The sequence below is a fragment of the Nocardia kruczakiae NBRC 101016 genome (genome assembly GCF_001612965.1).
Taxonomy (GTDB): Bacteria; Actinomycetota; Actinomycetes; order Mycobacteriales; family Mycobacteriaceae; genus Nocardia; species Nocardia kruczakiae.
The window spans coordinates 106,328-120,350 of sequence record NZ_BDBL01000001.1 but is presented as its reverse complement, the minus strand read 5'-3'; the positions used below and the strand labels follow the sequence as shown (position 1 = coordinate 120,350).

Here is a 14,023-nt window from a genome sequence, read left to right as displayed (position 1 = left end):
CTCCCGCGAACGGCAGCAGACACTCCTCAGGCTGATCGCCCGTGGCGTGTCGTGGTCGGGAGTCCTCGAACAGACCGGCTGGTCGCGAGAGACCGGGCGCAGAACCTACTCACAGCTCCTGCGAACCCTCGACGTCCCGAAGCGCGTGTCGATGGTGCCGGAGGCGGTCCGCCGCGGCTTGCTGGACATCACCGAACTTCCGGCAGTACCCGAGCGGACTCCCCCCGTAACCCCCGACGAGTCCACCCTGCTGTTCCTGGTAGCCACCGGATTGTCGAACCGCGCGATCGCCGAGACGCTCACCGCCCTACGCGGTGTGCCCGTGGGGAAGGACGCGGTGACCAAGCGCCTGCAAGCCCTCGGACGCAGGATCGGAGTCGGCGATCGCGCCGGGATGGTGGCCGCCGCCATTCGCGCGGGCTGGCTGGATGTCAATGCCGACGACTGGCCCTCCCACTCCCGCGTTCGCGGCACCGCCGTACCTCTCAGCGCACAGGAACTCCGGACCCTCAGCCTGATCATCTCCGGTCACACCGACGATCAGATCGCAGCCGAGTTGAACACGACCCGGCAAACGGCCGTGACCTATCGCAACCGGATTTTCGTCAAGCTCGGTGTCCACTCCCGAGAGGACGCGGTCATTGCCACGTATACGAAGCCGGAACTCGTTGCCGCACTGCCTGATTCGAGCAGCGCCGATATTCGGGCCATAACCGGCATTCTGCGGATGGTCGAGCAGGCTACCGCGGGCCGCGAGGCCGGTCAGCCACAGTGGCGTCGGACGCTCGTGCATCGGCTGCGTCACGCGATCCTGTCGGGCGACGTAGCTGCCGGCCGGGCACTGCCCTCGGCCCGTCTGCTGATGCAGCGGCTGCCCCCCGAGAAGATACAGGCGTCCACGGTCCGAGGGGCGTACCGGCAACTACGCGATGAGGGCTATCTCGCCGTCGTCATCAGAGGTCGACCGACCGTCGCCCCGCGAGACAACTGGCCGATCACCACCGAGACACTCCGAACCCATTTCGCCGACAGGATTTTCGACCTGGCTGCCAGAACTGTCGGGGCCGCCTCGGGTTCGCTGATCGTCGCGGAAGTGTGCGCACGCGCGGAGCGCGGGGCCGCGACGAATGGCCCGACGGTGGCGGAATGGGTTGATTCCGTCACCCGCAACGTGATCGCCGAACACCGCCCGGCCGCCGAATTCCTGAGTCGTCTCCGAGATTTCGTGCTGCGCGGCGCCGGCTTGTCCGGTGACGACACGCTCGCGCTGGCACTGGCGAATGTCTCCACCGACGAAGTGCGCCACCTACGCGCCGAACTCCCCCTCAATCGACAATTGCGGCTCGACAGGTTCTGGCCGGCGCGGCGCGACTCGGCGGTGCCACGCGAGATTCCCACGGATCCGATGACCGAACCGATCGAACTATGGTCGGCCGCACGCGCTTTCGCCATTCAGCTGGCCGAACGCCACGGCGTCACCACTTCTCTGCCGATGGAGCCCACCGGCCACTGGCCCTGGCAGATACTCCACACCCGGACAGGAAAACCGTCCACCCGACCGACCATGGATCTTCGTCTGACGCCGGACCAACGAAGACTCGTCCATTTGCTCGCACAGGACCTGACATATCGGGAGATCGCTGCCGAGCTGGGCATTTCGGTGGACTCATTGAAGTCGCGAGTGGCCGATGTGACCCGCGAACTCCACGGCGAAGGTCGCGCCGAGCTCGTCGAGATCGCCCGTCGCTCGGGCCTGCTCGACGACACGTCATCGGCTTCCCCCGCCGCGAAAGGCCCGCCGCGACGGACCGCCTCTCCGGTCGCGAACCCATCGGCCGTAGCTCGCCGGGCGGGTCTGTCGAATCGCGAGGCTCAGGTGCTCGCGTTGACGGAACAGAATCTGTCCAAGCGGGCGATCGCCGCCCAGCTGGGTATCGCCCCGCATACCGTAGAGGACCACCTCGGCAGCGCACGCCGCAAGATCCGGAAGATCACCGAGCTGGAAGATTCGAATATCGTTGTGGCCGAGGGTAACTCCGCACCGGGCGTGGCGACGGACGAGACAGGACGCGAGAAGAATCCCGGCCGCACCGACCCGGGCGCCGTTTCGTCGGCCGACGAGGTGCCGGATACCGAGCGACCGGACCAGGGTGCGATCGGCGCGAAGCCGACATCGACACCCGGGGAAGCCTCGGCGACGAACTCCGCCGTCACACCGGATCCCCTGCCGGCCGACACCGATCCCACCCTGTCCGAGACGCGGCTCGCCGCCGAGGCACTGACCGGACTACAGGGGTACTTCGGCCCCGGCGCGGACGAACGCACACTGCTGCAAAACGTCGACGCCACCGACGTCGTCGGCGCCTCCCGCGCCCACACCGACAAGGTCGCCCCGTGGTGGCATGCGATGAGCACCGGCTTGCCCGACCGCCCGGACCTGCCGCCGCTCCAGGTCGAACTCGGACTCTCCGATCAGCAGTACGCGCTGCTGCGGGCCTACCCGCACGCGATCGGCAACGCCGACGGTATTCCGTTCACGGTGCGGGACAAGGCGAATCGGCTCTCGATCGCCCGGGATATCCGGCGGTTCCTGCAACGGCGACCCGAGGTCGCCACGCATGCCGTCGTCGAGGGCGCCGCGGGTATCGCGCGCGCCCGTGCCTTGTTGCGCCGCGCCGGTACCGATCTGCGGGCGAGAATTCCCAATCCGACACTCACCGGAGCCGAATTCGAGGAACTGCGCAACCTGATCGCCACACGGCGGCACCTGCGCGACATCGAGGCCGATGCCGCGCGCCTCACCGGACACCCGCCGGTACAACTGCTCGCTTACGACGCCACGGCACACGCCGGCAACGGCCGCGTGATCCTGTCCATCGGCGACGCCGACCACGCCGAAATCGTGAACCGGATGACCAACGGTCTGGGTTCGACGGCGCGGAAACTGCACCACCGCGCGCAGTATGCGCAGAGTCTCTACGAGATCACCACGCTGCGCGGGAACGGCGCTTCGGTCGCCGCGATCGTCGATATCGGCTATCACTGCCCGGTCGATCTGTCCGTCGCCTCACCGCAGATGGCCGAAGTCGGCGGCGACATCGTGGCCCGCGACATCACCGCCTTCAACGCCACCCGCGAGTTCTACGCCGAGCAACCGACCGGCGTGCCCGTGCCGCGGCTGCGCAACGCCATCGGCCACAGCTACGGCTCGACCACCCTGTGCTACGCGGCGCAGGATATGCGATTGGCCGGCGAGGTCGATCAGGTGATTCTCACCGGTTCCCCGGGAACGGGCCGTCGGATGACGCATGCCGCCGAGTTCGGGGTGCCGGTGTACGTGTTGAGCGAAAAGGCCGATCCCGTCGCCAATCTGGGTACCCACAAACCGGGCCGGCAGGGGCGCCTGGGACTGGGTACGAGCCCGGCGGCGGCGATCTTCGGCGCCACCCTGCTCACCACCGAAGTACCGGCCGGTGGCAGCTACGCCGCGCAACGCCCCGGGCCGGCCCACCGCTTCGTAGTGAAACCGCACGCCTCCTACTATCTCTGGGCCGACGAGACCGAACGGGTGCCGGGCCGCAGCCTCGACAATCTGGGATGGATACTCGTCGGCCGACCCGAGGCCGCCGAACGCGCCGAGTACCCCGTTGCGCCACGGCCGCACGGTAAACGGTGGCGGCAAGCGTCCTCGACCGCCGAAAGGGATGTCGACGCCGAGGCCGGTCCGCCCAGCCGCATCGGCCGCGCGCCCGCAGACGACGACCCGAGCGAACCCGCGGCGCCGGCCCCCGAGGACGACGCGACGGTTTCGAAACGCGAACTGCTCGTCGTCAACAAGCCGTTCACGAAGTTGTTGTTCGGCGAGAAATTCTTGCCGGGCGAGTTCGTGAACCAAATCGGTACCGCCGCAGCGTCCTCGGGACTCACCTATGTCTTGCTGGGCCACGGGGAATCGACGACGACGACCGCCATGGCGGCTGCCGCGCTCTGGGTCCCGGGCGCATTCGAACTGCTGGCCGGCTACGCAGCCGACTTCTGGAATCCGGAAAAGGTGGTGAATTCCGCCCTGTGGGTCGGCTCGGCAGCCGCGACCACTGCCGCCGGGCTGGTGCTGGCCGATGCCTCCCATCTCGGAGCCGCTTTGACTGCGGCGACACTGGTCGAAGCCACCGCGGCCACTTTTTATACGAGCACCTTCCTCAACGAAGTGCGGAATCTGCTCACCAAATCACAGCTCGATTCCGGAAACCGCCTGATAACCAGCACCGGATCTGCCGCGGGAATCACCGGCGCAGCACTGGGCGCGGGGCTGGCCGGCGTCGCGCCCGCAGCCTCGTTCGGCCTGAACGCTCTCAGCTACTGGGGGAACCTGGCGAACGTCAGGGGATTCGCTTTCCCCGCTCGTGCCCGAAGGGAGCCACGCAACCTTTTCCGGGAGATCGGCGAAGGAGTACGCGCACTGCGGCGGGAGAAATTCCTCACCCGACACACCGCTTTCGCCACGATCAACAATGCCGCATTCGCCATGATGGGGCTCCGCACCGCCACCGTTCTGACCGACGCGGGCCTGCCGGGTTGGGCAACGAGCGCGGCGGCTACCGCACCTGCTGTCGGCGGGATACTCAGCGGCTTCCTGCCGAAAGCGCTCGACCGGATCGACGCCACCACTTTCTATCCGGCTGCACTCGCCAGCATGGCCGGCTTTTTCACGCTGATGGCATCGACGAACGACCCTGCTGTGATCGCCTCCGCGTCGCTCGTGGACGCGATGGTGATGGCGGCCGCGGGCAACCGGGTCACGAAATACGCACAAGACGCCTTCCCCGAGGACCTTCAAGGCCGAGCGATGTCAGCGCGTCGGCTGTTCCTGAGAAGCGGACCGGCCCTCGGCTTCTTGGGGGCTGCCGCCGTGGCGAACGCGCACGGAGGCCAGGGCGGTGACGCCATGGCCGGTATAGCCGCGGCCGCCACCGCGCTCACCGCCGCGGGGTACAGCGCTCTTCTGCTCGTCAGGCGGGGCCGAGTCTCCCTCCGAATCATCACACGAGGCCGCGGGTGGCTCGGGCGATTGTCCCGCGCGCCGCGGGCCGAACCTGCCGAGGCGGAGCGCGCTGCAACGAACGCCACCCGCTCCACCGAGACTTCGGACGAATCCGCGCACCCGGCCGAGAACAGCCGGGTCTACCACCGCCTCATGGCCCAACTCGGTGACCCGCGCATCGCGCGCGACCTCGCCGCCAAAGCCCACGCCCGCGCCCAGCGAGAACAACAACCCACCGACCCCGACGCCGCCGCACAACACCTGCTCCACATCGCCGACATCATCCTCGCCGAACACCGCGCCGCCATGGCACAACTCGACGACGCCGTGGACCACGAACCCACCCCCAGAAGACAACAACGCCTCACCCCCTTCCAACACGGCGGCGTCTTCTTCCACAACCAACCCGATGAGCCCCGGGACGGTGTGGGCTCGGACGGTGTTCCGGCGGAACCGAATACACATCGCCTGACCGACCGCGAGATCGAAATAGAACAGCAACGGAGCGAAACAGACCGTGCGCGTGTGGATCTCGCGAGGCTACTCGGCGTGGACCCGCGCCTAACAGGTCTGCGAGGGGCGCTACTACAGGTCCTCGATCAGGTGCAAATGGAGTTGCGCCTCCTCGACGACGAGGACTGGCCCGGGATCCGAGCCGAGAAACTTCCCGGCTGGCTGGGACGAGCTCTCGACCGTGAGTACCGCGCCCAGCGCGCGATGAGCGATGGCGCCACCGCGGAAGAACTCGCCCGGCTGGATGCGGATACCCGCCAACTCGAAGCAGATCTCCCCGCGATTCTCGGGCAAGAGCAATTGGCCCCCGGTTGGCGCGCCGCCGACAGCGACGACAAGCTACACGAACTTCGGCGACTGGCCACGCGCGCAAACGCGCCACAAGAGATCGCAGATCTCGTCGATGCGGCCGCACGCTTCCTCGGCCTGGCCCGGCCGACCCCGCCTGCCACGGATTCGCCGACCGTGGCAGGAGCGCGCGCGAGCATTCGTGAATTGCTCACTGCCGAAGCCGATATCGCCGCGGTCGAGCACATGCTCGATGCTCTGGTTCGCACGGCGGAGGGTCCGGTCGCAGTCCGGGTACGGCAGGAGGGAACCGGGAGCGTGCGGGTCGAGGTGCTCGACCACAGCCGGAACTTGCCGGTGCGTGATGAGCCGGATGAGGCGACAGGGCAAGTGATGCCGACGGAGGCGGGTAAGGTCACCGCGCTGTTGGACAAGTCCGGCCGGTGGGGCTTCCGGATGCACACCGACGGGTCGCGCACCCGATGGTTCGCTGCCGGCCGGACCCAGGCGGTATCGGCGTCGACCGAACCCGCGGTGCGGATGAGGTTCGAGCGGGGGCAGGTTCGGCAGGGCGTGGCGCGGGCTCGCGGGGATGTCGGCCGATTCCTGTCGGACAACACCCGGCTGCCCCAGACGACAATCGACGCCGCGGTGCTCGCCCTGTCGGAATTGCTGGGGAACTCCGCGCAGTACGCGAAACAAGGGGGAGCGGAAGTCACCGTCGAGGCGGACGACACCCGCGTGCGGATCGGCGTCACCGACACCTCACTCGGATTGCCGAAGTGGCGCATCGAGAGCGACGTCGATGCATCCGACGAGGTGGCTCCCTCACCCACCATCGACCTCGACGACGTCGACGCGTTCCTGGCCGGTATCGACCTGGCGGCGCTGGACTCCGCCCGGGCCGACCCGAACGAACTGGGGATCCGTGCCGATGGCGAGCACGGGCGGGGCGCGCGAATCGTGAGAGACAAGGCTTTCGCCGTCGGGACCGACGTGACCCGACACGGCAAAACCGTCTGGGTCGAATATCGAACTCCCCCGAAGAGCTATCCGGCATCCCCGGACGACGCGCTCGACCTCCCCTACGGGGGCGCGACCCGCGCCGACGGGGCTGTGATCGCCCCGTCACCGTGGACGAAGCGAGGACAGGCCGCAGAAGGGCCTTTCGCTTTCCGCACACCGCCGGGGAACACACCGGGTGTCGGGTCGATAGGCTCCAGACCGCGTGCGCTCCGAGACACATTGACCCGAGTCGATGAGAGCGGCGTCGATCCGACGACCGCGGCGCAGGTCAAACAGGCCATCGTCCGCCGCTACGAGCAGCAGCACCGGAGAAACACCACGAACGGTCGATCGCAGAATTCGGCAAGTGGTGAAGCCGTAGCACAGACCATCCGGTGGCTCGATGGCCTCATGCTTTTTCGGGCGCTCGAAGTTCTCGCATCCTCCGGCCGAGCGATGCCGGCGCCCCCATATACCGGCCCCACAGCCGAGGACCTCGCTCGTGACCCCAGTCGATTGCCGACCACGCTGGCGACGGCGCTCTCCGGCCTCACGAACGCCAATTCCGATACCACGGTGGCCGAACAGGCGAAACTCGCCGTTCTCAATATATTCAACGAATACCTGCAGTCGGCCACCGCGTCCATATACCGCGATCACCAGCTGAACAAGCACAACTCGTCGACAGACCTCGGCTTCCCGGAAAACGTCGCGGGTGTGCTGGCCCAGCTGTCAGCCGATTCTTTTATACGGACAGAGAAGGCCCACGCACTGGTCGCAGACGTCGCTGCGAAAATTACGACCCAGTGGCTCGACAAGACTCGTAGAAGGGCCGAGCGGAGCGAAAGCGACCTGGCGGACCTGCTGGCCGACATCTACCGGCGCAATCACATGCCCCTGTCGCCGGCGCGGCGACGCGAACTCCGGGACCGGTTGCGCGACATACGAGCCGAATTCGAGGAATTGGCACCCCGCCGAGCGGCTGTATTAGCTCGGGTTCCGGATGTGGCAGAGAGAGACGCGGCACGCTGGCCCGCGGGTTTCCTCACCGGACTCGCCGAGGTCGAACAGCTGTCCATCGCGGTCGACGCCTGGCTCGCCAGCGGGGTTCCGATCACCCCCCGCATGCTGAAGGAGATCATGAGCAGCGACCTCGCCCAGCTCGGCGGAGCCAAGGGCGAGGTCACGTTGGCCGAACAGCTCCAGGAAATCCACGCGCTGGGCACTCCCGTCCACGCCGAAACGCCGGATGGCGGTCGTTTGGAGAGCGAAGTCGACGTCTCGACCGACGGAGGCCGAGCCTGGCACGAGGCGAAGAATTACACCCTCGAGTGGCAGCGGCAGCGCCAGAGCAGACTCGAGGCACAGGCACGCAAGCAACTCCGCATCGCATATTCGAATCGCGATTACTGGGTGGATGGCTTCCCACCACAGATCAAGTGGCACTTCACAATCGGCGTCGACTCGGCGGTCCGGGCCGCCCTGGAGGCCATACGGATCGAAGACGAGAACGGGCGGACCCTCGACGATTACCGCATCGAGGTGATCGATGGTTCCAGCACCGTGAGTTCCGATCACCTGAATGTGCTGCTGTGGATCTCCCAGGGGTGGACCGATCCGGAGATCACCGAAGCGTTGCCGGACACGGGCATGGCGGCGACCTATATCCGGGAGTTGGCGGCGGCGCTCGAAATTCCCACCAAGCGCTATCTGATCGCCGCCGAAGGCGCACGTCGCGGGCTCGTTTCCGTGCAAGCGCCACTGACCGATCTCCGGGAGGTACTGACCCCGCGCCAGATCGTCGTGCTCGCGTACCTGTCTCGTGGACTCAGCAGACGGGAGATCGCCGACAAGCTGTCCATCTCGATTCGTACCGTCGACGAACACGTCGAGCGTTCACTGCCCCGCATCGAATCTCCCAGTCTGGTCACCGCCATGCCGCGGATCGTCGGCGCGCTCGACGCATTCGACGAGGACGAACTGACCAGGCTCGCCGAATCCGCGTCCGGCCCGGCCGCCCCACCGGGCGATGGCCACCCCTTGGCCCGCGCCCGCAAAAAGGTCGGGGATTCCTCGGAACGCCGGGCCGCGGCCTTGCTGGAAGAGCAGCGAGCCCGCCGCGCCGCCGGCGAGGATGCTCGGGCGTTTCGGCAATCGTCCGTAGGTTCGCCCGTTCCCGCACCCGACTCCGCGGCAGGAGCGCCGAATGCCGCCGGACGGATTCCCGAGATCGAGGATGCCCTCGACCTGCCCCGTGGTACGAACTCCCGCACCGACCGCACCGGACTCGTCGCACACCTGAGCACAGACCCCACCATCGTCTTCGCCGACGATCCGCGGGTCGGCGACGAGGGCCACGCCAACCCGGCACGCCGGAAGGGCGAGCAGCCGGACCCGGGCACCGGCACCGCCGGGCGGACGACAGCCGCTGCCGAAGCGAACGGATCGCTGCTCCGCCTGGTCCGCAACAGTGCCGAGGCGCGAACCCTCTTCTCCGGCCAACTGGTAGCCGAGATAGGCACCTCGGCGTCCCAGAACGCCCTGATTTTGCTGATGATGGGCATCGATCCGCAAACCGCGGCCGTCGTCGCGGGGCTGTCGGATGTGCCGAGGATCGTTCTGGCTCCCTTCATGGGCTACCTCGCCGACACCATAGAACCCACCAGGATGATGAAGGGTGCCAAGCGGGTCATGTTCGGCGCCTCCGCCGTAGCCGCTGCCACATCCGGATTCCATACGCCGTACATGGTTCCGCTCCTGCTCGGCGCGAATCTTGTGAACACCGCCGCCGACACGCTGTACGCGCCGGCCGCGACCCGGGTCAACCGCGCGATCCTCGGATCCGACATACGCTTGCAGCAGGGTTTCAGCCAATACAACGCCTTCGTGACCAACCTCTCCCGGACGATCGGCACCAGTCTCGCGGGGGCGTTGCAACCGTGGTTGATCTTCGGACTCGACTCGGCGGCCTCCGGCGTCAACGTGGCGGGGCTGCGCAGGGTTCGCACTCTGGCGCCCACACCCGGACAGACTGAGCCGCAATCGTTTCGAGGCCGTTTGCGCGAGGTGTTCGTACCCGGTTTCGAAGCGTTGCACCAAGACAAGATCCTGCGCAACTACACCTGGAATCTCGTCGTCACCAACGGATATCTGGGCGTACAACATTTCTTTTTCATCCACTCGCTGTCCGCGGCCGGACTTTCCGGCGCCCAGACCTCCGCGGCATTCATCCTGCCGTCGATCGGCGGCATCATCGGCAATTCCTTGCCCAAACGATGGTTGAGCAAGGTCGACATCCACAAACTGCTGGCCGCCAGGTACGTCGGTCTGACCGGGATGGCGGCCGGCGCCTTGATCACCGCGTTCACGAACGACCCGTACATCGGCGGCGCCGGTTACGCGGCGGGCTGGGTGGCCCTGGGAGCCGCCGGCGTGCACACCAACGCCTACTTCAACCGAAACGTGCCCGACGATCGGCTCGGGCGCGCGCAATCCTTCCTCACCGTCAGCCGAATCGCCGCCTACTCCCTGGCCGGTCTCGCGGGCGGCACGCTCATCGCCAACCAAGGAGCGACACCCACCGCGATCGGAATGACGGCGGCCATGGGCACCATCACCGCCGGATCGGTGATACGCCGATTCGATGTACTGGGCAAGGTGAGATACCTGGCCGCATCGCTGGACGGCACCTACGACACACCGGCTACACCGGTCCACCACCAAGTCCCGACCGAACTAGCCGCCGAACGAGGCACACGAGAACAACTGACCCGAGCGCATGTCCGGTCTGTCGACGGCACATGGGTGGTGGATCCGCTAGGCCGACCCGCCATCCCGGACGGCACGTACACGGTGACCTTCCCCACCGGCGAGATGCCCGGACGCCAACCAGTCGGGGCCGACGCTCTGGACGCCGCTCCGCGCAGAGTCGACGCGGCCCCGGCGATCGGAACGGTTGCGGGCGGCGTAACGCCATGGACCGGCACACGTTTCGATCCCGGTCGACCTCGTAACCCGGAGCAGCCCCACACCGAGCGTCCCGGCGCATCTCCCGAAAACCCGATGCCGCTCCAAGCCGGGGAAGCGACGGGCCGGGTGGCCGAGGACGGCGAAATCGGCTCAGCGCCCCGATCCGAGGAGACGAACAACGACGTTCCGGCACCCCCTCCGCGTTCGCTGATCGTCGCAGTAGCTGCTCGTCTGTACGCGGGTGCGGCCACTGATTCACCTGAGCCCACTGGCTACGGCTCCCCCCTCGGCACAACGACCGCCCCGGCCTGGATCGACGCGCACAACGGCAGCAACCGAATCTCGCCGGCCACCACGGAATTCCACGACCTCCCGAACGATGTGCTGTCCGAACATCTGCGATTGGCGGAAATCGCAGTGCCGATCGTGCTCGCCGCGCTGGATTCCGGGACAGACATTTCGACCGACGACTTCCTCGACGACCTGGGCAGCCGGATTCACAATGGCCGGCTCCAACGCCATTGGCGCATCGCCACCCCGCAACAGCGATTGCCATTCGATGATCCCGGCTACCCGGAGGAATTGCGTGAGCAGCATCGGCGTCTGGCTCGCGCGGCACGTGATTCGGTGGTGGCGGCCGGTGCAGTCGACCGGGCTGTGGCCGACCCGTTCGCATCCTGCACAACGGGCGCCGCGGTAGCCGCAGAGTTGTGGGACAGACACGCCATCCACATGTTCGGAATCGACATACCCGGCGTAACAGTGGAACTCGTTCGTGAGCTCGCTCGGGCGACACACCGGCTGTTGACGAAATACCCTTACGTTCAACTACACCGGATCGGGTTCGGCCCCATCCCCGAGCCGCGTTCGCTCGCCGTGAGCGACCATGTCGCCGGAACCGACACGAGTTACCCCTACACGCGGTCGATCACGATATCCGACGCCGTCGCGGCCGACCGAGCGCTCTTCGCTTCGGAATGGGCCGACATGGTGAACAGCGGCCGCGCTGTGGGATCCGTCGCGGAGCCGATAGTCGGGCTGATTCGCCGTGAGTTCGGCTACGCACTCGATGTCGCGACTCGGCTGATCGCACGACAAAAAGCCAAGACGACGCTGTTGGGCCACCATGAGAACAGTCACCAGGGGCCGATGCGCTGGTCTCCCCGTGAGGGATTCGCTTGGTCCAACAGCCAATTCCGCGAATACGGCCCCGATGGGAAAGGACGATTGAACTCGGCCGAGGCGCTGGCGGGAGCCTTCGCGGCCATGGAACACGATCCACGGGACACATCGGTCGGGGAGCAGGTGCTACACAACCTGCTGACTGTGCACGCGCCGCAGCGCCAAACCGGGAAAGACCGGGACCGAGAACAACTCACGGCCGAGTACCACCCGATCACGCCGATGGAACAACAGGCCAAGCTGGCCATGGCGGCGGCGCTGCGAGCCGATTACGGCGTCGACATCATCGGTCTCGACAACCCGGGCATTCCCGCGGCCACCGCTGGTGAGCTCGTCGCGGCTATACGGCACATGATCGCGCGATTCCCGATCCTCGGCGACTTGTCCGAGATCAGAATCGCTCCCGGGGACATCGGCGAATTCGCCCACACCTCCGTAGACGGCATCGAATTCAACGAATTGTGGATGACCGCACCGGCGCGAATGCACGCCGACGCGATAAAGCAGTTGACTGCCGAACGGCTGCGCCTCGATCTCGATCGGGTGTACTTCTGCTTGGCCATTCACGAGTTGGCGCATCTGCTGCGCAGACTCCTGCCCGTCCACGCGCCGAGGGCGTATGAGGTGGTCAGCCGGGCCTTCGAGGAAAGATACGGGTCCAACGACATTCCGGCTCTACGGGCCTGGATGGCGACCCAATTCAGCTCGTACGGCATCCGCCAGCAGGACGGGGCACTCGAACCGGACGAGGCCGAGGCCGAAGCAGTCGTGGCTGCCGAGGTCGACAGCCTGACGCCGACCGAGGGCGAAGCGATAGTCCACCGCAACATCAGCACGCTGGCCGCGGCCGAGGCCGAACGACGCGGCTCGACTGCGACCGACCCCCGCATCGGGAGGCGGCCGTCGTCCTCGACCGCATACGCACCCCAACCCGACCGGCTCGCCACGGAACTACTCGGTTTCGGGCCGAGCTTCGACTATGTCGAGGATCTGCTGCGCATCGCGGCGGGTGAACAGCACGGCCCGGCCTGGATCGACAGCCCCGACTACTGGGATTGGCAGCTGAACTGGCTGGCCGAACGCGGGCCACGGCTGAGTGCGCTCGCGGCATTCTCGGCCGCCGCGCTGGAGGCGGAAGCGGCTCTCGGCCTTCCCAATACGAGCGGCCGAAGGTTGCTGCTCGAACAGTCGCGACCCCGGACGCCCGGTGAGATGCTGCGCATCTACAAATACGGGACGATGTGGGGAGGTGAGCTGGAGCAGCCCAGCGGACCCGACACAGCGGCACATGCCAGCGCCATCGGCCGCGTGCAGCGCGACCTGTCGCTCGACGAGCTTCCACAGTATCCCTACCTCGCGATGATAGCGGCACGGCCGATCCTCCAGGTCGATCGTGACCTGACCCGGAAACTCTTGCGGCCGGAGGAGTTCCGGCATTTCGATCCCATTCCCCGCGACGGTGTCTACGGATTGAACTATCCGGGTTGCCGAGCCCTGGACCGGCAGACACCGGCATACTTCCGAGCACGATACGCGGGCGACAGCCTGCTTCCGATGATCGCCTGCCGCGCGGTCTACAACCGCTTCCTGAACCACTGGATCGAGCCGTATCAGCTGCGTCACGCCATGCGGTTGCGCGACGGATTCCAGGGCACGACATCGGTGGAGGGGCGAATTGCCCAGTGGTTCACCTCCACCGTCGCGAATGTGCTGGCCGCCGCACCGGATGCCGCTCCCGAGATACTCGACGACGCCCTGCGCACACAACTGCGCCGAACCCGCCCATCCACCCCCGCGAACGAGAGGCTGCGGCTGTTCGCGGCGGCAACGCACGAGTTGCTGGGTGGCGACTACGACTTCGGCCACTACCTGCGGCGCCGCGATCATCCGGAAGCCGGAGGGTACATCCGGACCGTGCGCGAAACCGTCCTGCGCCGCCATCCGGCCGCAGCGGTCGCCCGAGTCCCTTTCCTCGCCGGCATCATTGATGCGACCGGTACCCGCACGGCGCTCAGCGCCCCGTAA

Annotated in this window: 1 protein-coding gene (only partly in view); it reads left to right on the top strand. The window is 66.8% G+C overall.

Annotation, left to right across the window (positions count from 1 at the left end; translation table 11 throughout):
• Nucleotides 1-14,023, top strand: partial view of an MFS transporter gene (locus NK1_RS00230; RefSeq protein WP_157104014.1) — the 3' end only. The gene continues 20,567 nt to the left of window position 1, outside the view; 14,023 of the gene's 34,590 nt are visible here — the last part of the coding sequence; its start codon lies off the left edge, out of view; it ends in the stop codon at nucleotides 14,021-14,023.